Below are 22,884 nucleotides of genomic sequence, written 5' to 3' on the forward strand. Positions count from 1 at the left end.
GCACCACTACGACGTTGGCAACAACTTCTATGCCCTCGTCCTCGGCCCGTCCATGGTTTACTCCTGCGCGGTCTGGGACGGTCCGGACACCGGCCCGGACGCGGCCCAGAACGCGACGGCGGCTCCGGGCCCGGCACAACGCCGAAGCCGGAGCCTCCCGGCAGTACCCTACCGTTTGAGGCTGCCGAGCTCCTGCAGGACCTCGTCAGAGGTGGTGATGATGCGGGCGTTGGCCTGAAAGCCGCGCTGGGCGACGATCAGGTTGGTGAATTCCTGGGAAAGGTCCACGTTGGACATTTCCAGGGACCCGCCGGTCAGGCTGCCGATTCCGGCGTCGCCCGCTCCGCCTAGCTGCACGCCGCCGGAGTTGGCGGTAGCCACGTAGGACGAGCCGCCGGCCTTCTCGAGGCCGGAGGGGTTGGTGAACTTGGCGAGCGCGATCTTGGCCAGGACCTGCTTGACGCCGTTACTGAAGGAACCGATCACCGAACCGTCGTTGCCGAGGGTGTAGGACTGCAACTTGCCGGCGGCGGCGCCGTTCTGGCCGCTGATGGCGAGTGAGGCCACGCCGGCGAATCCGGATGCCTTGGAGAGGTCTACGTCAACGCCGCCAACCGACAGCGGGCCGCTGGCCACCAGCACGCCATCGGGCTGCTGTGTCAACGTGATATTCGAGACCGCCGCGCCGTTTTTTGCGGCAACATCCCAACCCGTCGCGGTCTTGGAGAAGTCGATGGTGAGATTCCGCTCGGCGCCGTTGGAGTCAAAAACCTTGACGACGCGCTGAAGGGTGGTCGGCACAGGAGCGTCGCTGGGCAGGTTGCCATCCATAGTCGCCGAGGTGGTGGCCTTGGCCGGCACCAGGGTGTTCCCGTTCACGGTGATGTCGCCCACCGGACCGCCGGCGTTAACCACTCCCGCCACGGCGCTCCAGCCCTGCAGGATGCCGCCGTCGGGGCTGACCAGCTGACCGGAGGCGTCGGGGCTGAATGCACCGGCGCGGGTGAAGAGCTGCTGGCCGCCCTTACTGGTGACGAAGAAGCCGTCGCCGGAGATCATCATGTCCGTGGCGCGGCCGGTGCTCTGCGAAGAGCCCTGAGCGAAGTTGGTGCTGACGCCGGCGACGCGGACGCCGAGGCCGATCTGGGCGGGGTTGCTGCCGCCGGTTTCGGCCTGGGGGCCGGTCGCGCCCTGCGTCATCTGGGACAGCGTGTCCTGGAACTGGGTGGAGGAAGCCTTGAAGCCGGCCGTGTTGACGTTGGCGATGTTGTTGCCGGTGACGTCCAGCATGGTCTGGTGGGCGCGAAGGCCGGAGATTCCGGAGTACAGCGAGCGGAGCATGGGAACTGCCTTTCTACGGGTGGAAAACTGGTCAGGAAGCGGCCGGAGCGGTGAGCCCGGTGATGGAGTCGAGGGGAATGGAGAGGTCACCGACCTTGACGGTCGGGACTGCGCCGGAGTAGGACACGGAGCTGGCGATGCCCGTGCCGGTGGTGCCGTCGCCGAGAGTGTAGCCGACGGAATGGCCGATCAACTGGGCGGCGGCCTGCCGCATCTGGAGGGAGAACCCTTCCTTGCTGTTGGTGGTCAGCTCGGACATCTTCTCCATCATGGAGAGCTGGATGGTCTGGCTCATCATCTGGTTGGTGTCCATGGGCGCGCTGGGGTTCTGGTTCTTCAACTGGGCCACCAGGAGGGACATAAAGACCTCTGAATCCATGGTCTGTACGGGCGCGCGCACGGCAGCGGCCTGCGGGGTCTCCCCCGCGGCTGTGACCGGCTGTGAGGCGATGGGCTGGATCGTCATGAGTCGCGTTCCTTCGTGTCAGACAAGAATGTCGAGGGTGGTTTGAGCGCCGTTCAGGATTCTGGCGTTGCGCAGGGTCCCGGCGTCCGCGAGGGCATCCCAGCGGTGTCCGGGGCGCGGGTCGCCCGGGCCGTTCCGGCTGCCCGGTCCGGCGCCGCCGTCCCTGCCAGTGCCGTCCCGGCCGTCCGCATCCTGGTCTCCGCTACCCCGGGCCGCTGTGCCGGGGCCGCCGTGTTCCGAGACATCGAGGCTGGCGCCGAAGCCGGCATCGGCGAGCTCTTTGCGGAGTTCCGGCAGCATCCCGCGGATCGCCTCGCGGCCCGCATCGCCCGGGGCGAAGAGCTCGATCCGGACGCCCGCGGAATCGATGTGCGCCCTGACCGTCATCGGCCCTAGGTCCTCCGGAGTCACCTGCAACGTCATGATGTGCTGCCCGTGGGACGCACCGGCCAGCGTGAACAGCGGCTTGGCCAATTGCGGCTGGAGTGCGGCGCCGGGCTGGGACGGCGCCTGGGCCGCGGCCGGCGCCGGGGCCGGCGGGACGGGCGCCGCTGCCGGTGTCGTCCCGGGCTGGTTGGCCGGCGTTGCGGCTGCTGCCGCGCCGGCCGCGGCGAGCGCATCCGCGGGCCCTGCCGCATCTGTTCGGACCGTCGTACCTTCGGCCGGCCCGACGGCGGCGACGGCAGCCGCGCCGCCGCTGGCAGCCATGACAGTTGCCAGCAATGCCGGTGTTACGGCCGGCGCGGGCGTTGCAGGCGGCGGCGCGACGGCCGTTGCCGCAGCAACGCCCTGCAGTTCCGCGTTTCCCGTTACCACGATTCCAGGCACAGCGATTCCCGGCACAGCCGTGGCCGTCGCCGCTGCGGCCGCGGGAGCAGCGGCTTGAAAACCCTTGGCAGGCGTCGTGAGCGGGGCATGGGCGACCGTGGGGGCAGTGGCTCCCGTGGTGGCCTCGGGAGGGGTGGCCGGAGCCGGAGCCGACGGTGCCGCCTGGCTTGTTCCGCCCGCCGGAGCTGCCACAGCAGCCGGGGTGATTCCGCCCAGGAGTGCTGCCGGCACCGCAAGGCGCGGATCAGGTCCGGGCGTTGCCCCGGCCGCAACGGCAGAAAGGGCTGATGACAGTTCGGAATCACTGGTCACCGGGAGTCCGGGTACCGCGGTCAGCTCGCCCTGTTGGGTCGCCTGCGGGTGATTTCCTGCAATGCCGGCTGCCAGCTGCGCGTTGCCGGCAAATGCCGCCGAATCTTTCGCCGAGGCGTCGGAAGGAACCTGCGCGGGGTCAGCAAGTGCGTCGCGCACGGTCGGATCGGCGTCGGGCGCCTTTCCGGGACGAACATTGTGGACGTCGTTGAAGACGGCGTCGAAGGAGCCCGCGTCGGGGCCTCCCGCCTCGGGCCGCGACCGCGTCCCTTGCTGGGTGCCCCGGCCCTGGACCGGTCCGGTCAGCGTGGCTGCGAGATCCAGGCCTTTCATGCCCCGGCCCCTGCCGGAACGATCCGCCGGATGGACGTCAGGTTGGAGTGCTGTTCCCAGGCGTCGCGGATCTGGATGGTTTTTCCCGGGACGGGGGCGTCGATCGCCTTGCCGTTGCCCAGGTAGATGGAGATGTGGTTCCCGCCGAAGCTGACCAGCAGGTCGCCGGGCTTGGCTTCGGCCAGCGACGCGACGGGCGTCCCCTGGCTCATCTGGTCGCTCACGACGCGGGGAATCTCGATGCCGAGGTCCTTGAAGACCCGCTGCGTGAAACCGGAGCAATCCATTCCGGTGGCGGGGTTGGTGCCGCCCCAGACGTAGGGAACGCCGATGTACTTCTTCGCCATGGCCACCACGTCGGTTCCCGTCGCTGCGCCGGCCGCGGGAACTGTGCCGGGCGCGGTGAGGCCCTTGAGCGCCCCCACCGCCGTCGTGCTTCCCAGCCCCAGGCCGTTGGCGAGGGCAGAACTTCCGGCGCCGGCGGTCCCGCCCATTGCAGCGCTCAGCGCTTCGGTGAAGGAGGCGGCATCGCCGCTTCCGGTCCCGGTGGCCAGCGAGGCCGCGGCGGCGGACTTCAGCGCGGCGGCGTTGCTTTCGGACGCGGCGGGCTTCGTCAGCTCCGAAATCATGGACTGGATGCCCTGCATCCGGCCGATCGCCTCGGTCATGCTCATGACGTCACCGGCTGCTCGTCGCGGTGCCAGACGGTCGAGGCGATCTCGTCCAGGGCCGACTGCTCCACCCTGAGATCCTCGGTGCTGACCTCCGCATCGTGCCGGGCCTGCAGCTTCTCCAGGCCCACGGAGCGGGTGCGGGCGGCGATGAACTCGCTGCGGGCATCGGCTTCCTCGGTTTCGGCCATCTGTGCGAGGTGCCGAAGGTCCGTGAGCATGCTATGCGATGAAGACCGTGCGGCCGCAATCGCCCGCAGGGACACCGCGGATGAGCTGGGGTTGTCGGTGGCGGCGAGCTCCCGGCGCGCGGCCGTTTCCCGGGCCCGGACGGAACTGGACCGCGACCGGGCGCGGGCAAGCCCGGTGGCGGCCTGGTCCTGCTGGATCTGGCGAAGGCGCAGTAGCCCTGCCAGGGAGAATTGGCGGTTCATGCTGCGGCTCCCAGGATCGAAGTGAGGTTTTCGAGCCGCATCCAGGACTCGGGGTGGGCCGTGGATTCATCCATCGGCTGCTGCAGGAAGCCGTTCACGTCCTGCTCGTGGTTCAGGGCGGCGTCCACCAGCGGATTGGTGCCCGTCTGGTAGGCGCCGACGTCGATCAGGTCCTGTGCCGCCTTGCGCGCCGCGAGGACCCGGCGCAGGGTCGCCGCCGCCTCGAGGTGCGGGCGGGTGCTGACCTTGGTGGCGACGCGGGAAATGGAGCCGAGCACGTCCACCGAGGGAAAATGCCCGGTGACGGCGAGTTTCCGGTCCAGCACGACGTGGCCGTCGAGGATGGAGCGGGCGGCGTCGGCGATCGGTTCGTTGTGGTCGTCGCCGTCGACCAGCACGGTGTAGATGCCGGTGACGGAGCCGGTTTCGGCGGTGCCGGCGCGTTCCAGCAGCCGGGCCAGGACGGAAAAGGTCGACGGCGGGTAGCCGCGGGTGGCGGGAGGCTCGCCGGCGGAGAGGCCGATCTCGCGTTGGGCCATGGCCACCCGGGTGAGTGAGTCCATCATCAGCACCACGTCCTGGCCCTTGTCCCGGAAGGATTCGGCGATGCGGGTGGCGGTGAAGGCCGCGCGCATCCGCATCAGGGCGGGTTCATCCGAGGTGGCGACGACCACGACGGAGCGCGCCAGCCCGGCGGGGCCAAGATCATCCTCGAGGAATTCCCGGACTTCACGCCCGCGCTCCCCGACGAGGGCGATCACCGAGACCTCGGCGTCCGTGCCGCGCGCGATCATCGAGAGCAGCGAGGACTTGCCCACGCCGGAGCCGGCGAAGAGGCCCATCCGCTGGCCCTTGCCCAGGGTGGTCATCGTGTCCAGGACCCTCACCCCGGTCTGCAGGGCCGTGTCGATCCGGGCGCGCTTCATGGCGTTCGGGGCTTCGTTGTCGATCGGCACGCGGGGGCCGCTGCTGAGCGGGCCTTTGCCGTCGATCGGGCGGCCGAGTCCGTCGATGACGCGGCCGAAGAGTCCCGGTCCGGTGGGGACCAGCACGGTGCCGCCCTTGGCCCGGACGGGATCGCCCGCCGCAACACCGGCGAGGCGGCCCAGCGGCATGCAGCGCACCGAGCCGGCCATTGCGGCGACCACCTCGGCGTCGAGGCCCGGGTCCTGCCCCACGGTCACCAGATCGCCCAGCGCGCAGTCCAGACCGGACACTTCCAGGCCCAGGCCCATGACTGAGGTGACGACGCCGATCCGCTGCGGGCAGGCGGCCTTGATTGCCGCGGCGTAGTCAGCACCCTTGGGGCGCCACCCGGCGATCATGGCCGGTCCCCCGGCGCGCTGTCGCCCCGGCCGTGGTCTCCGAGGAGGGCGGTGCGGGCGCGGGACAGGGCGCTGCCCAGGCCTGCATCTAGCCAGCCCTGCTGGTAGTCGACCCTGGCGTCGCCGCGGTTCAGCGCCCGGTCTGCTATCATTCGCAGGCCGGCCGGCAGTCCCTGGCCTTCGCTGCCGAGAACCTCGATGTCGGCCGGGTTGAGCCGGATCGCCAGCACGGTGGCGTCCTCGTTGCCGGCGAGGGCCCGGTCCAGGGCGGCGCGCGCCGTCCGGGTGCCTTCGGCGAGTTCGTAGCCCAGGATGGCCTCCGCGAGTTCCAGCGCGGTGCGGGCCAGAACCTCTTCGGCGTCCGCCAGGGCCCGGACATTGCGGAGAGTGAAGTCGGTCCGTGCCACAGCCAGGGCGCGCACGGCACGGTCAAGGTCCTGTTGCCCGGCGGCCAGCGAGGCAGCCTGTTCGGCCGCCATCCGGTCCCGCCAGCGGCGCTGTTCCTTGGCGGCGGCGCGGACGCCCGCGGCATAGCCGGCGGCGTGGCCCTCGGTATAGCCGGCCTGGTCGCTGGCAGGGCCGCTCGAGCGCAGCGAAGGGAAGATGATCCGCGCCGGTGCGCTGCCGGCGTCGGACCCGTCAGTAAACATAGTCTTCTTCGTCGCGGTGAATGGTGATCGCGCCTTCGGCGTCCAGCTCACGGATGGAGCGGACGACGGCGGCCCGGGCCTCTTCGATCTGCGAGGCCCGCAGCGGGCCCAGCGCAGCGATCTCGGCTTCGAGGATTTCCAGGTTGCGGCCGGAGACGTTGGTGGTGATGCTCTCCAGCACGGCTTCGGAGGCGCCCTTCATAGCGACGGCCAGCACGGTCGATTCCAGGCCGCGCAGCACCAGTTGGGCGTCGCGGCGTTCGAGCTTGACGATGTCCTCGAAGGCCACCATCTGCGCCCGGATCTCCCCGGCGAGCTCCGGATTCAGCAGGTCCAGGCCGTCCAGCACGGAGCGCTCGGTGCTGGCGTCGGCCTTGTTGATGATCTCCAGCAGCGGCTGGATACCACCGACTACCTTGGACGCCTGCTGCGAGACGGCGGCCCCGCCACGCACTTTCAGGGTCTCCGCCACAATCCCGATCGCTTCGGGTGCGCCGGAACCCATCGTGGCGATGCACAGGGCCACGTCGGCCCGGAGCGAGCCCGGCAGCCCGGACATCACGGTGGAGGCCTTCCGCGGGCTCAGGTGGGCGAGGACAAGGGCGATGGTCTGCGGAAGTTCGCCGTCGATGAGGGCAAGGACCTGCACGGGCTCAATGTCTTCGAGGAATTCGAAGGACCGGCCCGCCACGTTCAAGGCCAAACGGTTGATCAGCCCGGCGGCCTTCGTTGCACCGAACGAGGCTTCGAGGAGGTTTTCGGCAAGTTCCCGGCCGCCCCGGGCCTGGCGGGGTGAGGATAGGGCGCTTTCCCGGAATTCGGTCATGACCTGCTCGGCCACTACCGGGTCCACCTTCCGGAGGCGCACAATCTCGGCGGCAATCTCTTCGGCCTCCGAATCCGTGAACTGCGCCATCACCAGGGCGGCGTTGGTCGGGCTCATCTGCATCAGGACCACGGCGGCCCGCTGGGTGCCGGTAAGTGTCGATTCGACGAGTTTCATACCGGTTGCCTGTCATCCATCAGCCCGCGCAGATAGTCGGCCACCTTCTCGGGGTTGTTCGCCACCATGCTGTCAATTTCAACGCGTTGCCGCTCGGCTTCCAGCTGGGAGGACGACGGCGGCAATGGCGGCAGCGCCGCCAGCGGGATGGCCGAGGTAAGGGGCGGGGCTTCGAGCGCCGAGACGGCGGGCATCACCGGCATCAATTCCAGGTCCAGACGTTCGCCGAGGTCCACGGGCTCGCGCTTCTGCCGGCGCCGCAGCACCATAGCGATGACGAGGGCGAGGATCAGCAGTCCCAGCAGGATGCTGCCGGCCGTAATCAGGGTGCCGAAGAACGCCGACTGTTTCTGGGCCTCGAGGTCGGCTTTTGCAGCCTCAAGGGAGGCGGCTGCCTGATCTGCGGCGGCGGTGCTGAACGGGACCACTTCCACGGTGACCACGTCGCCCCGGGCCGCGTCGATGCCGGCAGCGGCGGTGACGAGGGACGTCAGCGAGCCCAAGTTCAGTCCGCCGGCTGCGGACTGGTTGACGGCCACGGAGATGGTCTGCCGCTTGACGGCGCCCGGCGGGATCACCCGGTCCTCGGTGATCTTGTTGACGGCGTTGTTCTTGGTGGCAGTCGAGGAGTCGAAGCTGCCGTTGCCGCTGGTGCCGCCGGGGACGGCGATGTTGTCCGGGCCGAGGACGCCCGCGGCGCCTCCCCCGGTCCCGGTGTATTTCTCGGTTTTGGATGACTCGCTCAGCGGCAGGGCGCCCTCAGCATTGGCGAACGTTTCGCTCTTCTGCTGGGCTGATTCTCCGGTGACGTCGGCGGCTACGGCCACCGTGGAGTTGCCCGGGCCCACCACGCGGTCCATCACGGCTTTCACGGCGTCGGACGTGCGCTGCTGGTAGTCGGTGGCCTGCTTGCTCGCCGATCCGGCGGCTCCGGCGCCCACCGAGGACAGGACGTTGCCCTGCGAGTCGACGACGGAGACGTTGGCGGGCTTGAGGTTTTCGATGGCGGCGGAGGTCAGGTGGACGATTGCCTGGACCTTGTCGCCGGAAAGTGTAGTGCCGGGGGCGGTTTCCACGAAAACGGAGGCGGTGGTGTCAGGGGTTTTGGACACGAAGACGGTCTTTTCCGGAATCGCGAGCCGGACTGCGGCGGTCTTCACGCCGTCCATGGCCGTGATTGTGCTCGCCAGCTCACCCTCGAGGGCCCGCTTATAGGTGACGGACTGCTGGAATTCCGAGGAGGTAACCCCCATTTTGTCCAGCAGGGAGTAGCCGGTGGCGGCGGCTGTCGGGAGCCCCGCGGCGGCCGCCTTGAGCCGCTCGTCGTAGACCTTGGCCTGCGGCACGAGGATGGTGGAGCCGCCGTCGCTGAGTTCGTACGGCACGCTGTCTTTGCGCAACTGCTCCACGATGCCGTTGGCGTCGGTGTCCTTGAGGCCGGAGAACAAGGGCGTCATGGTGGGTCTGGAGAACCACGCGGAGAGGGCAATGATGCCTACCACCAGCAGGGCAGCGCCGATCGCGGCGAGGGTGCGCTGACCGGTGGTGAATCCTTTGAGGCCCGATCCGAAGCGCCGGAAGAAGCCGGTAATCTGCGGTGGCATCAGGCCTGCATCCTCATGATCTCGTTGAACGCGTCGACGCCTTTGTTGCGGACGGCCGCCACCAGCTCAAGGGTGATCTGGGCGCGGCTGGCGGCGAGGGTGGCGTTGTGAATGTCGTCCAGGTTGCCGGTGACGGCCGAGACAGCGAGCTCTTTCGACGTCGACTGCAGTTGCTGGAGGTTGTCCACCGCGCCGGTCAGCGAGGCGCCGAAGGCGGAGCCGTCAGTGCCGGCGGGCGCGCCGGCACCGGAAAGGTAGTCCGTGGGCATAACGCCCTGGACGGGGGCGATTGGGGAAACAGGCATCAGGATCTTCCAATCTCAAGGGCGGCCAGGTAGGTTTCACGGGCGCGGTCCACCACCTGCGCGTTGGCCTGGTAGCCGCGCTGGGCAATGATGAGCGCGCCCATCTGCTCGGCCATGTCCACGTCCGGGTACTTCACGTTGCCGTCGGCATCCGCCAGCGGGTGGTCCGGCTGGTAGACGATCCGGCCCTCGCCGCTGCCCAGCTGGGTGCTCTTGACGTAGACGCCGGTGCCTTCGGCGCCCTCGGCCGCTTCCACGTACTTGGTCTGAAAGGCGGGTCCGTTGGTGCTTGAGGCGTTGTTCATGTTGGCCAGGTTGTCCGAGACGGCGTCGAGCCACTTGCGGTGCACGGTCAGGGCGGAGCCGGCGATGCCGATCGCGTCGAACGTCACTAGTTGGTCCTCATCGCAGCGCGCACGGCGTTGAATTCCCCGCCGATGGCGCGGGCGGCGAACTGGAAGCGCAGCACGGTGTCGATGTTGGACAGGGTCTCGGTGTCCAGGTTGACGTTGTTGCCATTCAGCTGGGTGGGTTCCAGCGAGGTGCCGGTGGCGGCGGCAACGCTGCCGTCGCCGGACTTCACGGAATCCGCTAGGGCTGCCTCGAAACTGACGCGCTTCGCGTGGTAGTTCGGCGTGTTGACGTTCGCGATGTTGTTCGCGATGGAGCGCTGGCGCAGCGCCAGGCCGTCCATGGCGCTGGCCAAGGCGGCGGAAGTCACGGATTCGAGCACAGTGTCCTGCCTGGGATGGTTTCGGGTGGCCGATCCGTGGCCGTCAAACGAGCGATCCGTGCTCTAACAGTGGTTATCGGCACTGCTCAGCCGCGCGTTAGGAGAAAATGCGACAGGTTTTTCCTAAGGTTTGTGCCGGACGCTTCTTAACTGCTGACGTCAAGATAGATGGCGGCCGAAGGGTCTCCGACGCCGGGCACCGAGGAGACCGCGTGGAGCTGCCGTGCCAGGTCCCGCCGGGCATCCTCCAACCGCTGGGCCACACGCTGCTGGGCGGCAGATAGGGCAACGGCACGACGGCGGGCTTCGGCGGGCAAAGGACCCGTCAGGACAGGCGGCGTCCAGCGCTCGCGCGGGCTGGCTGCGGCAGCGTGGTGGGGCGCTGACAGGGGACCAAGCGGGTCCTTCAGCGTCCGTTCGGCCACCGCAACAGCCGATTCCAGGACGTCGAGGATGGCGGCCCAGGCGCTGAGGGAGGATTCCGTCTCGTGGGCCGCTCCGGGTGCGGCCGCAGCCCGCTCAGCCGAAGCCAAGGCTTCCACCGCCGCTGCCGGGCTGGGTGTTCCAGGCGCCGGCCCCTGAGCGCCCTGCAGCTGCAACGGCCGGGATACTCGGGGACGGCGAAGGGACGGACGCCGACGTCGGAACGGCGGCCGCTGCTTCATGCCAGGTCTGCCGCAGCGGCTCCAACAATTCGATGGCTTCCCGGGTCAGCGCGGCATCCCGCTGGATATTCGCATTGATCAGTGCCGTGGAGACGTAGTTGTAAACCCCCAACAGGCCGTTGGCCCCGTCCCAGGCGTCCACCTTGAGCGAGGAGGAAAGTTCGGAAACGATCGCCTGGGCGTGGAGCAGATTCTCAGAAGCGACCGCCCAGTTGGCCGACTGCTGCGCCGCTTCGGCCCGGCCCAGGTCCAGGAGGAGGCGGTCGTAGAGCATGGTGAGCAGCCGCGCCGGCGGCGCGGACAGTACGGAATCAGCCAGGTACTGGTTCCGCTGGGCAGCGCTTCCCGAACCGTTGCCGTATCCGCCGAAGGTGGTGGTGCTCATGCTGAGTTACTTCCTGAGAGACCTGCAAGTTGGGAAGAAAGCCACGCGGACTGGGCTTTCATGCCGCTGAGAGCGACCTCCAGCGCGGAGTAGGTCCGCTGGAGGGTTTGTTTGCGTGATGCCAGGCGGGTGTCCCAGTCGGAAATGCGCTGGCCCAGTTCTTTGACCGCACTTTGCTGACCCGTGATTTGGGTGGTCAGTGTGCCGCTGTACTTGTCCGAGCCTTGGTTTGCGGCGGCAGCCACCCGGGTGGCGATCTCCTGCACGCTGGCCGTGACGGCCGCCGGGTTGGCGGCCAGTGCGGCGGCAAATTTCTTGTCGTCGAATTCGAGAGTGCCCGATTTGGTGATGCTGATCCCGATCTCCGACGGTGACCGCGGCGGTGTGCCGACGGGGACCGAGGCTGCCGAAAGGATTTTCTGGTTGAGGTCCCGGACGGTGCTTTCCCCGTTGAAGATGCCGGCAGAGGTGCCGGTTCCGTTGCTGCTGACAGCGGTCTTGGCCGCCACCAGGGAGAAGATACCGTTGAGTCCCGCGACCAAATCAGCGGCGTTCTTGGCGATGGCCGTGTCGTCGCGGGCCACCGTCAGCGTGACCGGGGCAGCGCTCACCTCCTTGACGCTCACAGAGACGCCGGGGACGACGTCGGTGAATGTATTCGTCGACGAGGTCACGGTCTGCGCAGCCGCCGATCCGGCCCAGAGCTGAATCTCGGCGTCCTGGGCATCTTTGGCGTTGGTGAAGACCGTGCCCGGGTCGCTGATGGTGAAGGAGCCGGCGCTGCCGGAAGCGCTGGCGGCGAATTGCAGGCGGAATTCGCCGCCGCCAACTGCGACTTTGCTGGCAGTCACACCGGCGCCGGCGGCGTTGACTGCCGTGACGACGTCGTCCAGCAAACTGGTGAGCGGGGAGACGGTGACCGCCTGGCCGCCGCTGGTGATGGTCATGGTGGTGTAGGGCCAGGCCGCGACTTTTCCGGAGACGGTGACCTGGGTCTGGGCCAGCTTGTTGACGGTGAAGTCGATAGCACCTGCCTTCGCGGAGGCTGTGGTGGTGGCGAGGACCTTGTCGCTGCTGGTCGTCGCTGCGGTCAGCGCAAGGGCGCCGGGCTTGGCCACCGCTGTTGCCAGCGTGGCGAGGGCTGCGACTTTTGCATTCAGGCCTTGGAGGGCGGACACCATGGACTGGACGTCGAAGGACTTGTTCTTCAGCTGGGTCTGCGGAATTGCCTCGACCTGCATCAACGAGTTGATGAGGGAGGTGGTATCCAACCCGCTGGCTAGGCCGTCCAGTGAAATTCCCATGGCTGCTTCTCCTTGGCTGGGCTGGGATCCTGTTGCAAAACTCGGGTACTGCGCGGAAGGGCCGGACGGTGGATTGCTCCAACCGCCCGGCCCTCACCGGTCAAACTGTGCTACCGGAAAGTGCCCGGAGCGGTTTAGCGCAGGAGCTGGAGAACGCCCTGGCCGGACTGGTTTGCCTGGGCCAGCATCGCGGTGCCGGCCTGGGAGAGAATGTTGGCCTTGGTGAACTTGACCATTTCCTCAGCCATGTCCGTGTCGCGGATGCGGGAGTTGGCGGCCGACAGGTTCTCCTTGGAGACGTTCAGGTTCTTGATGACGCTCTCGAAGCGGTTCTGGCTGGCGCCGAGATCTGCCCGAGCGGTGGAGACAGCCTGGATGTTGGTGTCCACGGTGGCAATCGTCGTCAGTGCCGTCGCCGCGTCCTTGAAGCCATCCGTGGCCGCGGTGCCGAGGGCAGTGACTGCGGTACCAACCGCTGCGATGTCCATGAACTTCACAGCAATCTGATCAGCGGCAGCCGTGCTTCCGGCACCGACCTGGAAGGTCAGCGTGGCCGTGACGCCATCAAGCAGTTTGGTTCCGTTGAAGTTTGTTGACGCACCGATGCGGGTGAGCTCTTCGCCGAGAGCCTTAACCTCCGTGGTAATCGCCTCGCGGGACTTGATGCTGTTGGAGTCGTTGCCGGCCTGAACGGCCAGGTCACGGACACGCTGCAGGATCGAGTGGACCTCGTTGAGGGATCCTTCAGCGGTCTGGATGACGCTGATGCCGTCCTGGGCGTTGCGGGCAGCAACTCCCATGCCGCTGACCTGGGACTTCAGGCCCTCCGAAATGGCCAGGCCGGCCGCGTCGTCGCCGGCGCGGTTGATGCGCAGGCCGCTGGACAGCTTCTCCAGGGACTTCGACAGGTCGTTCTGGGTGTTGCTCAGGTTGCGGTAAGCGTTGTTCGCAGCCAGGTTGGTGTTGATCTGCATTCCCATGATGATTCCTCCGTGATTGGGATGATGTGCGAAAGCCCGTCCGTGGGCCTTCAGGAGTAGCTATCGCCATTTCGGCAGGGCAGGTAAGGAGAAACCCGAAATTCTTTTCCAAAGACCCCGTATCCCAAACCATTCCCCGCGTTGTCAGCCGCATTTCCGCGTTGTCAGCCGCGTTCCCGCTAACGGATGACATCCCCCGGCCGATAGTTTCCACGAACCCTGCTGACGGGTGCAGCACACACCTTAAGTACTGCCCGCCCGGCACCTCCGCATGAAGTCACCGAAAGGGAGCCCTCCGGACCATGGCCATCCACGAACTATCCGCCCTGTTGTGGCGGGAGCGCGAACTCCTGGACGTCCTGACGTTCAAACTGGAGGAAGAGCAGCTGCTGCTGACCTCAGGCAAATCCCGCTGGCTGCAGCACGGCACCAAGGAAGTCGAACAGGTACTGGTGCATCTGTCGCAGGCCAGCCTGGCCCGCACCATAGAGGCCGCCGTCGTTGCCGAGATCTGGGGCCTGCCCAGTGACGCTTCCCTGGCGGAACTGGCCGCAGCGGCACCGGAAGGCGCCTGGTCCGAGGTCCTCACCGCCCACTTGACCGCGCTTACCCGCCAGGCCGCCCTGATCAAGGAATTGCGCGACTCCAACGAGCAATACCTGCGCACCGCCGTCCGCTCCACCCAAGAGTCCCTCGCCAACTTGAGGCCGGTGGCCGGCACCTACGACGCGCACGGCAAGACCGGGGAATCCGCCGGTTCCCGCATCTTCGACAAACAATTCTAAGGAAGCGACCATGAGCACCTTTGGCGCCCTGAACACCGCCTACCGTGGACTGACCGCAGCCCAGCAGGGCATGAACGTGGCCGGCCAGAACATCGCCAACGCCGCCACCGAGGGATACACCCGGCAACGCGTCGAGCAGTCCTCGGTATCGGCGCCCGCCCGTGGTCTCTTCTCCGGCGGAGCGTTACAGCCGGGCCAGGGCGTGTCCGTGGACGCCATCGCCCGGCTCGGCAACAGTTTCCTCGACGGCGGAGTCCGTTCGACAAGCGCCCAGGCCGGCTACGCCAGTGTCCGTTCCTCCGCCCTGCAAGGCATCGAGGGCATCCTTCGGGAGCCCGGCGACAACGGCATCTCCACCGCACTGCACGGTTTCTGGTCCGCGTGGCAGGGCGCCGCAGCCCAGCCGTCCCAGGACGGCCCTAAAGGACTGCTCCTCAATGCCGCCAACTCCGTGACTACCAAGGTCTCTTCCGCGTACCAGGCCCTCGACTCACAGTGGACCAGCGTGCGCGGCCAGGCTCAGGACGCGGTGACCTTGGTCAACGCTGCCGCGGCCCAGGTGGCCACCTACAACACCACCATCCGGTCCACCCTGGCTGCCGGCGGCTCCGCGAACGAGCTGATCGATGCCCGGGCCAAGCTCACGGAAAAAATCGCTGGCCTGGCCGGCGGCACCGTTCGAGAACAGGCGGACGGTACCGTAGATGTCCTGGTCGGCGGCAATGCCCTCGTGACCGGCGGCTCGGTCCGAACCCTGGCCCTCTCGGGATCGCCGTCGGACCGGATGGGATCGCCGGTGCAGCTGCTGTGGAAGGATCCGGCCGGAGTAGCAGCGCCCGACGGCGGCGAACTCGCCGGTGCGTTGTCCGTGCTGGCGCCCGCCTCCGGCGGCTCCGGCGGCGCCATCGCCGAAGCGGCCGAGTCCTACAACAAATTTTCTTCGGCCCTCGCTACCGCGGTGAACGCTGTCCACCGCTCGGGCATCACGGGTTCCGGCGCCACAAAAGTCGATTTCTTCACCACCAACGGCACAGGACCCGCTGCACTGAGCATCTCGGGCCCAGCGGATATGGCCAACATTGCCCTCAAAGGGTCCACCGGCGGCGCCCTGGACACCAGCATCGCGGATAAGATCTCCCAGCTCGGCACCGGGGCGAACTCTCCGGACAAGGTCTGGTCTGGCATCGTCACCGGCATCGGCGTTCAGTCAAGGGGAGCCCAGCAGCACCAGGCTCTCACCACAGCCGCCCAGGCTTCCGCGCTCACCGGCCGTGCCTCCCAGACTTCGGTGAGCCTGGACGAGGAAAACGTCAGCCTGCTCACCAACCAGCATGCCTACCAGGCGGCGGCCCGCGTGATGACCGCCGTCGACGAAGCCCTTGACGTCTTGATCAACCGCACCGGACTGGTAGGAAGATAGCCATGCTGAACCGCGTAACAAACCTGACCATGAGCGCGTCCGCCCAGCGGACGTTGCAGACCCAGCAGGCCAGGCTGGCCGAACTGCAGGAAAAGGCCACCTCGCTCAACAAGATTTCCCGGCCCTCGGACGATCCGGCCGCCACCGCCCAGGCGCTGGAAACCCGAGCCCTTCTCGCCGCCAACGCCCAGTACGGCCGGAACATCGACGACGGCAACAGCTGGCTCACCGCGGCGGACTCCGCCCTCGAGCGGGCCACCAATGTGATGCACAAGATCAAGGACCTTGCGGTGCAGGCGGGGAACGGGGCCCTGGGACAAGGCAGCAAGGACGCCATCGCCCTCGAACTGGAATCCCTGAACAAGGACCTCCTATCGATCGCCAACACCCAGCACTTGGGCCGCAACATCTTTGCCGGAAGCTCAGACGCCGCGGGCGCTTTCACTCCGGGCGCCGCCGGCAGCCCGCCCACGTACACCGGGATTCCCGGCGGCACCGTGGAGCGACGCATCAGTGATAACCAGACGGTACGGGTCGACGTCGACGGGGTCAAAATCTTCGGCGACGGTGCCACCTCCATCTTCGACGCTGTCCGATCGATCACTGCCGCGCTGGCTGGCGGAACAGCCCCCACCCCGGCGCAACTCGGCAACCTGGAGACTGGTTTTAGCAACATCGTCAACGGACGTGCTGAGATAGGAACACGGCAGGCGCAGCTGGAACGTGCCGGCAACGTCAATACAGAACTGGAGGCCACCTTGGATGCGCAGAAAATGGGCATAGAAAAGTTGGATCTTGGCAGCGTCATCATGGACCTGAAACTTCAGGAAACCAATTACCAGGTGGCCCTGGCCGCCACGGCCCGGGTCCTTCAGCCCACGCTGATGGACTTCCTTCGGTGAGCACCGCCGTGCTGAACACTCCCGTGACCTTCACCGCCCCCATGCCAGGCCTTGAGAACGTGGGTGATTTCACGCTGCGGAGGGTCGAAGGCGCAGCCGGGCTGTATGCCTTGGAAGCGACCTCCGGCAGCCCCGTTCGGCTGTTCCTGGCTGACGCCGCCGTCTTCGTTCCCAACTACGCCCCACCGCTTCCCGCATCCGCGCTCGAGGCCCTGGGACTGGATCAGGGCAAGGCGCCCCAGGTGCTGGTGGTGCTCAATCACTCACCCGCCGCAACCACGGTGAACCTTATGGCCCCGATCATCATCAACCCGGCCACATGCCGGTGCACCCAGCTGGTCCTGGACGGCCGCGAGTACCCGCTCCGGGCGGACCTCAACGCGCTCTGACCCGTCTCATACCCGGCCGTCACCAGAAGTGCGCGACGTCGATCACCAGCCGTGAGCCGGCGTCGGGCCCGGCCAGGGAGAATACCCGGAACGGCAGCCGCGCCCGGACCCCGAGCCCAAGGCTTGAATAGCCTTCGAAGCTGCCTGCCCACGCCAGTTGCCGGAAGGTCTGGTAGTCGCCGACATTGGTCAGTTCGTTCTTGTCCGCCGGGTTGTAGGTGGCGTTGCCGCTGCCGTCATAGACCGGGGAATTCACCGTGACCTGAAGGAACGCCAAGCCCCGCACCGGGACGCCGAAACCCGAGCCGTCCTGTGTCACTTGCGGCACATAGCGGACGGTGTAGCCCGCCACGGGCCCGTTGAGGTCGATGACCACCCGGTCGAAACAATAGTGCTGGCCCGTGCGCACGTTGACCACCTCGGACTCGATCATCGCCGGGTCAGCCTTCACCAGCGATCCCCAGACCTGTCCGCAATAAGGATCCGCTGACGCCGGGCCGGGCGCCACAAGCCCCATGCCCACGGCCAGCAACACAGCAACGAACCAAACCCGAAACTTCTTCAATTCGGCCACCCCCTACAGCGGTCAGCCCAGTGCGATCGGACACTTCCAGAGTAGGACCGCCGACGCCAGGAGACGGGGGGTTTCGCGGGCTTCGGCGCCCAACCGTTAGCCTGGGCCGCGCGTGATCACGGTATGGTCCCGGCAAACAAAATCTCAAGCCGCTCCGTTGGGGTGTTGGACGCGTTGCCGCCCGCCGTCGAGCGCGCGGGCAGGCAACGTCCAATGGCCAACGTGGTACATTTCCGCCAGCGACTTCTACATTGACGAGCGCACTGCGACAAAGGCAAACCCGGAGTAATCCGGGGACGCAACGCCACGGGACCCACAGGGCCAGCCGGGCTACCGAATAGACAGGCCGCCACCATGCGACGATCCACCTTCATCCGCCCATCCGCCCTCCGGCCCGGGTCAATGGACCCGCCATTTTGTCACTTCACCTTTGCCTCCGACGCGCCGCCCCCGGTCAGGCATGCCAGGAGGTCGTCCGCTGCCGAAAGGCACGCAGGTGTTTAGTGCCCCACGCCCGGTCATTTGGACAATAGTTGCCGATGTTGCGGAAACGCTGGCGGCCCTGCGCGGTGCCGTCGAAGCGGCAGGTTTCCGTATTGTCTCCCTAGCCGCGGATGCGGTGGTGATCGAGGTGCCCCGCTCTCTCCGCAGGAGGCGACCCGCGGTGCGGCTCACCGGAACCGTGGCGGCAGACAAGGATGTCACCGACATCACCTGGGCCGAGGAACCGGCGGGCAGGGGCGCCGGAAACCTGGCCGCCGTCCAGGACCACATCCCGGAAGGGATCCTCCACGACCACGGGGTGCGTCGGGCCTCGGCCCAGGCCGGCCTGCCACCCCTCGCGGCCGCTGAGGTTCGCGCCCTCTCTGCCGTGTTCCAGGGCCGTGAAACCGTCCGGGCCATCGGAGTGGGCCAGACCGGGAGTGCGCCGGGAATCGCCGCCTTGACGGACCGGCGCCTGGTGTTCGCGGGGCACTCCACGGCTCGACCGATCGCCTTCCTCTCCTTCGCTATGGACTCCCTGCGCGGCCTCACGCTCGGCAAGAGGACTTCCGGTGAGACCCTGACCGTCGCGTTCGACGGCGGATCCACCATCATCACCCATCTTGGCCATGGCGAAGGGCACAGCATTGCCCGGATCCTCAGGGCCTCATGTGAGAGCCTCCGTCCGCCGACCGGCGAAGTGCCGGCAGGCATGACGGGCCCGTCGGAATGACGCCCTCTGAACGACTGCCAGTAGCGTCGCTGAGGAGACCGCCAGAACTCACCGCCATGTGAACGGATACCCCACTCAGCCGGTCAAGGCCCCGGCATGCTACGAAGAAGTGCCAGACGGCGAAGCGCCGGCCCCCCGGGTGGGTGCCGGCGCTTTGCAAAGTCCTGCCATGTGTGACGTGACGTTGGTGCCCCGTGGTGGAGGGTCCCTTAGCCTTCGCAATCGCGACAGTACTTCATGCCGTTCTTCTCGCGGGCTACCTGGCTGCGGTGACGGACCAGGTAGCAGGAGGAGCAGGTGAACTCATCGGACTGCTCGGGTACAACGGTGACGGTCAGTTCTTCGCCGGAGAGATCCGCGCCGGGGAGGTCGATCCCTTCAGCCGTGTCGTTCTCGTCGACGTCGATAACAGCAGTCTGGGCGCCGCCACTGCGGGACGCCTGAAGTGCCTCCAGCGATTCAGCGGGAGATTCCTCTTCTGTCTTGCGTGGGGCATCGTAATCGGTAGCCATAGCGGGGTTCACTTTCGTTGCTGCGCAGCGCCATTTCAGGCACCTCAGTGAAGCAGTTTAGGTCATTATGCACTCACTTGAAGAAAAGTGTGCCCAATCAGACACTTTAAGTCGTGCGGGCAGATGATTAGGGCGGGCAGGATTCATAGCCGACGGGTCCGGGCCGGTGGCGGGACCGCCTTCGCAGTGCTCGCACATTCTCCTGCGGGCGATTGACGGTCAGCTTCGACGTTTGCGATAGTGTCCGCGCACTCTCTTGCCTCCGCGCGGGTGTTCAGAAATCCAGACTTCCCCTTGGTGCTTCATCGCTGGACGTCCCGGGCCAGTGGCCCGGCCAGGTCGACCACGGGCGGCGCCACTGCCAGCGAGCTGACACGATCCGCATTTTCGCTATCAAATGCACGTCCCATGTACCCCAAGAGGTCATGATCGACCCCCAGGCTGAGCGCGTCCTCACGCCAGTGGGAGATGCCGTCGGCAACACGCTGCAGCCGCTGGATAGCCTGCTCTCTTGTCAGTCTGAAAACATCGGTGTAGTCGAGAAGATCACGAACGTCCCTGTCGTAGAGACTCCCGCCGGGCACCATCGGGGTATCCGATACGCCGGATGGCATCGGGTTCACATCGAACGACGGCGACAGCCTCCACCCGTTGCCGGTTCGCAGCAGCCCGTGGTTACGCATGTGGTCATCGGTGTTGTTAACCATTGCGACGAATGCGGCCCGGCTAAACATTTCGTTGGCGTCCTTGACCGGTGCACCTGAGATTCAAGCGGGGGCGCCTGAATCCTCCAGCGGAATTCCTTGCGGGCACCCCGGCGGATGACTTGGTGGAATCCGGCGGTGGCACTGCGCCTGGATCAGTCGGCCAGATGAAACGTGCTCGCGAAGCGATCGAGGAGGTCTCCGCGACCGCGCAGCACCTCGACCACGCCGGTCGCGATCGCGCGATCGGGGGCGAGCTCACCCGAGATGAGCCGGCGGATGCCCGGACCCGCGGCGAAAACGAGGTCCGCCGGTCCGTCCCCGCGCGTCACATCGAGGGTGGAGCCGTCCACCCGGATGAGCAGCTCGGCGGGACCGAAGCGCGCCGCGTAGGCGGTCGCCGGCAGCGTTGCCGCCACCTGCGGACGGAAAGCGGTGCGGAGCGCCATGGTCATCGAGTCGGGGGTGATGACCTGCCCCTCCCGCGGATCACCCATCGCCTTGAAGCCCCAGGCACCCAACGCGAGCACGACGGGCTCGAGCTCGCGGCCGTAGGGCGTCAGCTCGTAAACGATGACGCGCAAGTGCGGTACCCGGCGGAGGATACCGCCCTCCTGCAGCTCCTTGAGCCGCGCCGCCAAAATGTTGCTCGGGATTCGGGGAAGCCCCGCAGCGAGCTCTCCGTAGCGGCGCGCCCCGACAAGCAGGTCGCGAACGATCAGCATTGCCCAACGCTCGCCCACGAGCTCCAAGGCCCGCGCGAGGCCGCAGTACTGTCCGTAGTCTCGTGCGGCCATCGCCTCAGGCTTGCTGGTTCGCGACGGCCTCGGGGCCCTGGGCGGTGGCCGGGTCCAACCATCCGAACTCGAGGATGTTGCCGTCGGGGTCATTGAGCTGGCGCTGGTACATGAAGCCATAGTCCGTGGCGGAGTGCGGCTCCGCGCCCCCCGCGGCAGTGCCGTCGGTGAGGGCCTTGTCGACAGCCTCACGGCTGTCGAGGAAGATGGCAGTCGACACCGACGGGTTCACTGCCGGGTCGCCAATCGGAAGGTCGGTGAAGGTCTGGAAGTACTCGCGCGTCAATATCATGAAGTAGCTGTGGCCCTCCTCGACAACGACGCAGGCGCCGTTGTGATCCGACATGGCCGGGTTGATGGTAAAGCCGATCGCCGTGTAGAACGCCTTCGAGCGCGCCAGGTCGGTCGCCGGCAGGTTGACGAACATTGCGGGCATGATGGTCTCCTTCTCGTGGGTTCGGTAGTGAACAGTATCGATACTTGCAAAAAACAAGTGTCGCGTCAAGACCTCGGATCCCGGCGATCGACTGAGCCGGCGATTGTCGATCTCACCACCGTCCCCGGCGACGGCATCGGGTCGGAGGCTGTCCAGTGGACGGCGCCCATTGGCCGGTCATTCACCAGGACGGGCGCAGACGGCTTTGCACACTGTCAAAACTGCCACTTTCAGTACTCGTCTGCACAGCCCTCCCGTCCGTAGGGGGAACCCTGGACAGGCGCCGGTGATGTTTCTCAGCGGCAGCATGGTCCTGCCACTGAGGGGTGTGCGGGCCTGTTGTCTGGCCAGATATGGGGCACGTTCGTATTCGGTATGGACGGTGGCATCGAACAGCCTCCCGTAGCGCAGGCTCATCCCGTCGGACACGTGCCCAAGGAGCGCCAGCAGGGCCTGCCGGGAGACTTTGGCGTTGACCAGGGCGGTCCCAAACTCCCTGCAGCAGTTCGTTCCATGCGCGTATGCAAGACAGCGGCGCTGGGCCGCCGACCGCAGTACCCCGCCGCTGACGACTCCCCCGGCGGCGTCGGCTGTTTACAGAAAGCCTCGAGAGCAAGGGCGGCCGTAAGGCGGTCAGTTCCCTCCACCGGCGGACAGGCACCAGGGCGGGTTGGTGACGGCGATCGGGGCGCAATACCCGTCGAGGGCCAAAACCCCAAATCTCCTCGAAGTTCTGAGCCACAACTCTTGTACGGGGGTAGGATACATAAATGTCAACCACGTTGAGGGATGGGCTCATCCGGGAAGCTAAAGAAGCCGCTGAGGCTGCCGAGACATCGCGCCTGCAGATGCTCGCGGCTTCTAGGCGACGCGCCGAGGCCGTCTTCGCGCTATCGGCCGAGGGCATGCCTATCCGCCGGATCGCGCAGGTGACCGGGGTAAGCCCGGCCGTCATCCAGCGCCAGCTGGAGAAAGCCAAGGCAAGCCGGCCCCATCTGGCGCGCCGCGAAGAACGGGTGTCCTATGAGCTGCACCGCGCGGTGGCTGAGAAAGTGATTGAGGATCCCCAGACGGTGCTGAGCAAGGCCCGAAGCAACCTCCAGAAGATGATGGCCAGGACCCGCGACGCATACGCTGCCGGCTGGGTTCGCGAATGGGAATCGCTTGTCAGCGGGGACGTCACCGCGCTGGTGGCGGCCATGCTCCGCCCGGACGAGCGTGGAATCGACCTTCGCCAAATGACGCCGTTCGCCGGGGTGCTGTCCCAAGAGGAGCGACTGGTCGCCATTCACAAGGCCCAGAAGGTTCCGAATGCGGCGTAGCGAGCTCGAGCACGCCATCCGCGCTGCCACCGACATCATCGGGGCTGCCGAGGTCTTCGTTATCGGAAGCCAGTCGATTTTGGGCTCCTACACCGAAGGCGAGTTGCCGGACGAGGCGACCCGCTCAGAGGAAGTCGACATCGCGCCAATGCACGATGATGATGCGCAGTCCCTCGCCACACAGCTGGACGCTGCCATTGGCGAAATGTCCACGTTCCACGAGACAAACGGCTTCTACGTCCAGGGCGTCGGTCGGGACACCGCGGTGCTCCCGACCGGCTGGGCGGATCGACTCGTCAAGGTCAGCAACGACAACACCCGCGGCCGGAACGGACTGTGCCTGGACCCCCATGATCTGTGCGTCGCCAAGCTCATTCCGGGGAGGGCTAAAGACAATGCCGTTCGGTTAAGGGCTGGGGGCGGGTGTCAAGATCCTCGTGCTGAGTGTCGCCGGGTACGTGCGGCGGTCGATATCGCGTTCCTTGGCC

28 protein-coding genes, 1 pseudogene and 1 riboswitch are annotated in these 22,884 nt (G+C 66.8%); of the genes and pseudogenes, 8 read left to right on the plus strand and 21 right to left on the minus strand.

Annotated elements, in window-relative coordinates:
- A pseudogene (locus RCH07_RS17055) lies at positions 1–115 on the plus strand (class I SAM-dependent methyltransferase); the annotation flags it as partial.
- Between the two features lie 53 nt (positions 116–168).
- Here RCH07_RS17055 and RCH07_RS17060 read toward each other — a convergent pair.
- From RCH07_RS17060 to RCH07_RS17135, 16 genes are all read right to left on the minus strand, one after another.
- Entirely contained in the window at positions 169–1,341 is a 1,173-nt protein-coding gene (locus RCH07_RS17060) for a flagellar hook protein FlgE (RefSeq protein WP_326968676.1), read from the minus strand.
- Positions 1,342–1,372: 31 nt separating this feature from the next.
- Positions 1,373–1,807 carry a flagellar hook assembly protein FlgD gene (locus RCH07_RS17065; RefSeq protein WP_326968677.1) on the minus strand — a complete coding sequence of 145 codons (435 nt, stop codon included), beginning with the start codon at positions 1,805–1,807 and terminating at the stop codon, positions 1,373–1,375.
- An 18-nt stretch (positions 1,808–1,825) separates the two neighbouring features.
- The gene (locus tag RCH07_RS17070) at positions 1,826–3,280 is read right to left on the minus strand and encodes a flagellar hook-length control protein FliK (protein WP_326968678.1); all 1,455 of its coding nucleotides are present in this window, start codon (positions 3,278–3,280) and stop codon (positions 1,826–1,828) included.
- The gene (locus tag RCH07_RS17075; RefSeq protein ID WP_326968679.1) at positions 3,277–3,954 is read right to left on the minus strand and encodes a C40 family peptidase; all 678 of its coding nucleotides are present in this window, start codon (positions 3,952–3,954) and stop codon (positions 3,277–3,279) included. The genes RCH07_RS17070 and RCH07_RS17075 overlap by 4 nt, the downstream gene beginning before the upstream one ends.
- Entirely contained in the window at positions 3,951–4,385 is a 435-nt protein-coding gene (locus RCH07_RS17080) for a flagellar FliJ family protein (protein ID WP_326968680.1), read from the minus strand. Before RCH07_RS17080 ends, RCH07_RS17075 begins: the two co-directional genes overlap by 4 nt.
- Entirely contained in the window at positions 4,382–5,710 is a 1,329-nt protein-coding gene (locus tag RCH07_RS17085) for a FliI/YscN family ATPase (protein ID WP_326968681.1), read from the minus strand. The genes RCH07_RS17080 and RCH07_RS17085 overlap by 4 nt, the downstream gene beginning before the upstream one ends.
- Positions 5,707–6,360 carry a FliH/SctL family protein gene (locus tag RCH07_RS17090; protein ID WP_326968682.1) on the minus strand — a complete coding sequence of 218 codons (654 nt, stop codon included), beginning with the start codon at positions 6,358–6,360 and terminating at the stop codon, positions 5,707–5,709. Before RCH07_RS17090 ends, RCH07_RS17085 begins: the two co-directional genes overlap by 4 nt.
- The gene (gene fliG / locus RCH07_RS17095) at positions 6,350–7,363 is read right to left on the minus strand and encodes a flagellar motor switch protein FliG (RefSeq protein ID WP_326968683.1); all 1,014 of its coding nucleotides are present in this window, start codon (positions 7,361–7,363) and stop codon (positions 6,350–6,352) included. The genes RCH07_RS17090 and fliG overlap by 11 nt, the downstream gene beginning before the upstream one ends.
- Positions 7,360–8,967 (minus strand): flagellar basal-body MS-ring/collar protein FliF, encoded by a 1,608-nt coding sequence (gene fliF / locus RCH07_RS17100; protein WP_326968684.1) that lies wholly within the window; start codon positions 8,965–8,967, stop codon positions 7,360–7,362. The genes fliG and fliF overlap by 4 nt, the downstream gene beginning before the upstream one ends.
- A complete protein-coding gene (gene fliE / locus RCH07_RS17105; RefSeq protein WP_326968685.1) occupies positions 8,967–9,272 on the minus strand; it encodes a flagellar hook-basal body complex protein FliE in 306 nt (101 codons plus the stop codon). The genes fliF and fliE overlap by 1 nt, the downstream gene beginning before the upstream one ends.
- Complete coding sequence (locus RCH07_RS17110) at positions 9,272–9,664, minus strand: flagellar basal body rod protein FlgC (protein WP_326968686.1); 393 nt, start codon at positions 9,662–9,664, stop codon at positions 9,272–9,274. The genes fliE and RCH07_RS17110 overlap by 1 nt, the downstream gene beginning before the upstream one ends.
- The gene (locus RCH07_RS17115) at positions 9,664–10,005 is read right to left on the minus strand and encodes a flagellar basal body rod protein FlgB (RefSeq protein ID WP_326968687.1); all 342 of its coding nucleotides are present in this window, start codon (positions 10,003–10,005) and stop codon (positions 9,664–9,666) included. Before RCH07_RS17115 ends, RCH07_RS17110 begins: the two co-directional genes overlap by 1 nt.
- 146 nt (positions 10,006–10,151) lie before the next feature.
- Positions 10,152–10,538 (minus strand): hypothetical protein, encoded by a 387-nt coding sequence (locus RCH07_RS17120; protein WP_326968688.1) that lies wholly within the window; start codon positions 10,536–10,538, stop codon positions 10,152–10,154.
- Complete coding sequence (locus tag RCH07_RS17125) at positions 10,525–11,055, minus strand: flagellar export chaperone FliS (RefSeq protein ID WP_326968689.1); 531 nt, start codon at positions 11,053–11,055, stop codon at positions 10,525–10,527. Before RCH07_RS17125 ends, RCH07_RS17120 begins: the two co-directional genes overlap by 14 nt.
- Entirely contained in the window at positions 11,052–12,359 is a 1,308-nt protein-coding gene (fliD, locus tag RCH07_RS17130) for a flagellar filament capping protein FliD (RefSeq protein ID WP_326968690.1), read from the minus strand. The genes RCH07_RS17125 and fliD overlap by 4 nt, the downstream gene beginning before the upstream one ends.
- Before the next feature lie 134 nt (positions 12,360–12,493).
- Positions 12,494–13,339 (minus strand): flagellin N-terminal helical domain-containing protein, encoded by an 846-nt coding sequence (locus tag RCH07_RS17135; protein ID WP_326968691.1) that lies wholly within the window; start codon positions 13,337–13,339, stop codon positions 12,494–12,496.
- A gap of 302 nt (positions 13,340–13,641) precedes the next feature.
- Between RCH07_RS17135 and RCH07_RS17140 the strand changes: the two genes are divergently transcribed.
- Genes RCH07_RS17140 through RCH07_RS17155 form a run of 4 tightly spaced genes read left to right on the plus strand, consistent with a single transcriptional unit; the run spans position 13,642 to position 16,835 of the window.
- A complete protein-coding gene (locus RCH07_RS17140) occupies positions 13,642–14,124 on the plus strand; it encodes a flagellar protein FlgN (RefSeq protein ID WP_326968692.1) in 483 nt (160 codons plus the stop codon).
- 10 nt (positions 14,125–14,134) lie between these two features.
- Positions 14,135–15,544 carry a flagellar hook-associated protein FlgK gene (flgK, locus tag RCH07_RS17145; protein ID WP_326968693.1) on the plus strand — a complete coding sequence of 470 codons (1,410 nt, stop codon included), beginning with the start codon at positions 14,135–14,137 and terminating at the stop codon, positions 15,542–15,544.
- A gap of 2 nt (positions 15,545–15,546) precedes the next feature.
- Positions 15,547–16,446: a flagellar hook-associated protein FlgL gene (flgL, locus tag RCH07_RS17150; protein ID WP_326968694.1), complete on the plus strand. Its 900-nt coding sequence runs from the start codon at positions 15,547–15,549 to the stop codon at positions 16,444–16,446.
- Entirely contained in the window at positions 16,443–16,835 is a 393-nt protein-coding gene (locus tag RCH07_RS17155; RefSeq protein ID WP_326968695.1) for a flagellar assembly protein FliW, read from the plus strand. The genes flgL and RCH07_RS17155 overlap by 4 nt, the downstream gene beginning before the upstream one ends.
- Before the next feature lie 19 nt (positions 16,836–16,854).
- On the opposite strand, the gene RCH07_RS17160 is transcribed toward RCH07_RS17155, so the two are convergent.
- The gene (locus RCH07_RS17160; RefSeq protein ID WP_326968696.1) at positions 16,855–17,400 is read right to left on the minus strand and encodes an AMIN-like domain-containing (lipo)protein; all 546 of its coding nucleotides are present in this window, start codon (positions 17,398–17,400) and stop codon (positions 16,855–16,857) included.
- Positions 17,401–17,672: 272 nt separating this feature from the next.
- Positions 17,673–17,747, plus strand: a riboswitch (cyclic di-GMP riboswitch).
- A gap of 158 nt (positions 17,748–17,905) precedes the next feature.
- Between RCH07_RS17160 and RCH07_RS17165 the strand changes: the two genes are divergently transcribed.
- The gene (locus RCH07_RS17165; protein ID WP_326968697.1) at positions 17,906–18,625 is read left to right on the plus strand and encodes a hypothetical protein; all 720 of its coding nucleotides are present in this window, start codon (positions 17,906–17,908) and stop codon (positions 18,623–18,625) included.
- 209 nt (positions 18,626–18,834) lie between these two features.
- Here RCH07_RS17165 and RCH07_RS17170 read toward each other — a convergent pair whose 3' ends face one another.
- From RCH07_RS17170 to RCH07_RS17185, 4 genes are all read right to left on the minus strand, one after another.
- Entirely contained in the window at positions 18,835–19,137 is a 303-nt protein-coding gene (locus RCH07_RS17170) for a DUF4193 domain-containing protein (RefSeq protein ID WP_326968698.1), read from the minus strand.
- Between the two features lie 302 nt (positions 19,138–19,439).
- The gene (locus tag RCH07_RS17175; RefSeq protein WP_326968703.1) at positions 19,440–19,904 is read right to left on the minus strand and encodes a HipA domain-containing protein; all 465 of its coding nucleotides are present in this window, start codon (positions 19,902–19,904) and stop codon (positions 19,440–19,442) included.
- Between the two features lie 92 nt (positions 19,905–19,996).
- Complete coding sequence (locus RCH07_RS17180) at positions 19,997–20,638, minus strand: winged helix-turn-helix transcriptional regulator (RefSeq protein ID WP_326968699.1); 642 nt, start codon at positions 20,636–20,638, stop codon at positions 19,997–19,999.
- A gap of 4 nt (positions 20,639–20,642) precedes the next feature.
- Positions 20,643–21,074: a VOC family protein gene (locus tag RCH07_RS17185; RefSeq protein ID WP_326968700.1), complete on the minus strand. Its 432-nt coding sequence runs from the start codon at positions 21,072–21,074 to the stop codon at positions 20,643–20,645.
- Between the two features lie 770 nt (positions 21,075–21,844).
- On the opposite strand from RCH07_RS17185, the gene RCH07_RS17190 reads away from it, so the two are divergent.
- Together RCH07_RS17190 and RCH07_RS17195 are read left to right on the plus strand one after the other, a co-directional pair.
- The gene (locus tag RCH07_RS17190; RefSeq protein ID WP_326968701.1) at positions 21,845–22,396 is read left to right on the plus strand and encodes a hypothetical protein; all 552 of its coding nucleotides are present in this window, start codon (positions 21,845–21,847) and stop codon (positions 22,394–22,396) included.
- Positions 22,386–22,884 (plus strand): DUF6036 family nucleotidyltransferase (locus tag RCH07_RS17195; RefSeq protein ID WP_326968702.1); only part of this gene is annotated, 499 nt, incomplete at its 3' end. The genes RCH07_RS17190 and RCH07_RS17195, both read left to right, overlap by 11 nt.

It is taken from the genome of Arthrobacter sp. CG_A4 (genome assembly GCF_035985125.1).
GTDB lineage: Bacteria > Actinomycetota > Actinomycetes > Actinomycetales > Micrococcaceae > Arthrobacter.

What these genes read in the sequence shown, in the direction of transcription:
- fliD (WP_326968690.1), bottom strand. Translation starts at nt 12,359, where the DNA reads ATGGGAATTTCACTGGACGGCCTAGCCAGCGGGTTGGATACCACCTCC.
- RCH07_RS17065 (WP_326968677.1), bottom strand. Translation starts at nt 1,807, where the DNA reads ATGACGATCCAGCCCATCGCCTCACAGCCGGTCACAGCCGCGGGGGAG.
- RCH07_RS17090 (WP_326968682.1), bottom strand. Translation starts at nt 6,360, where the DNA reads ATGTTTACTGACGGGTCCGACGCCGGCAGCGCACCGGCGCGGATCATC.
- RCH07_RS17135 (WP_326968691.1), bottom strand. Translation starts at nt 13,339, where the DNA reads ATGGGAATGCAGATCAACACCAACCTGGCTGCGAACAACGCTTACCGC.
- flgK (WP_326968693.1), top strand. Translation starts at nt 14,135, where the DNA reads ATGAGCACCTTTGGCGCCCTGAACACCGCCTACCGTGGACTGACCGCA.
- RCH07_RS17070 (WP_326968678.1), bottom strand. Translation starts at nt 3,280, where the DNA reads ATGAAAGGCCTGGATCTCGCAGCCACGCTGACCGGACCGGTCCAGGGC.
- fliG (WP_326968683.1), bottom strand. Translation starts at nt 7,363, where the DNA reads ATGAAACTCGTCGAATCGACACTTACCGGCACCCAGCGGGCCGCCGTG.
- RCH07_RS17080 (WP_326968680.1), bottom strand. Translation starts at nt 4,385, where the DNA reads ATGAACCGCCAATTCTCCCTGGCAGGGCTACTGCGCCTTCGCCAGATC.
- RCH07_RS17125 (WP_326968689.1), bottom strand. Translation starts at nt 11,055, where the DNA reads ATGAGCACCACCACCTTCGGCGGATACGGCAACGGTTCGGGAAGCGCT.
- RCH07_RS17060 (WP_326968676.1), bottom strand. Translation starts at nt 1,341, where the DNA reads ATGCTCCGCTCGCTGTACTCCGGAATCTCCGGCCTTCGCGCCCACCAG.
- RCH07_RS17085 (WP_326968681.1), bottom strand. Translation starts at nt 5,710, where the DNA reads ATGATCGCCGGGTGGCGCCCCAAGGGTGCTGACTACGCCGCGGCAATC.
- RCH07_RS17140 (WP_326968692.1), top strand. Translation starts at nt 13,642, where the DNA reads ATGGCCATCCACGAACTATCCGCCCTGTTGTGGCGGGAGCGCGAACTC.
- RCH07_RS17180 (WP_326968699.1), bottom strand. Translation starts at nt 20,638, where the DNA reads ATGGCCGCACGAGACTACGGACAGTACTGCGGCCTCGCGCGGGCCTTG.
- fliF (WP_326968684.1), bottom strand. Translation starts at nt 8,967, where the DNA reads ATGCCACCGCAGATTACCGGCTTCTTCCGGCGCTTCGGATCGGGCCTC.
- flgL (WP_326968694.1), top strand. Translation starts at nt 15,547, where the DNA reads ATGCTGAACCGCGTAACAAACCTGACCATGAGCGCGTCCGCCCAGCGG.
- RCH07_RS17185 (WP_326968700.1), bottom strand. Translation starts at nt 21,074, where the DNA reads ATGCCCGCAATGTTCGTCAACCTGCCGGCGACCGACCTGGCGCGCTCG.
- RCH07_RS17170 (WP_326968698.1), bottom strand. Translation starts at nt 19,137, where the DNA reads ATGGCTACCGATTACGATGCCCCACGCAAGACAGAAGAGGAATCTCCC.
- RCH07_RS17190 (WP_326968701.1), top strand. Translation starts at nt 21,845, where the DNA reads ATGTCAACCACGTTGAGGGATGGGCTCATCCGGGAAGCTAAAGAAGCC.
- RCH07_RS17075 (WP_326968679.1), bottom strand. Translation starts at nt 3,954, where the DNA reads ATGAGCATGACCGAGGCGATCGGCCGGATGCAGGGCATCCAGTCCATG.
- fliE (WP_326968685.1), bottom strand. Translation starts at nt 9,272, where the DNA reads ATGCCTGTTTCCCCAATCGCCCCCGTCCAGGGCGTTATGCCCACGGAC.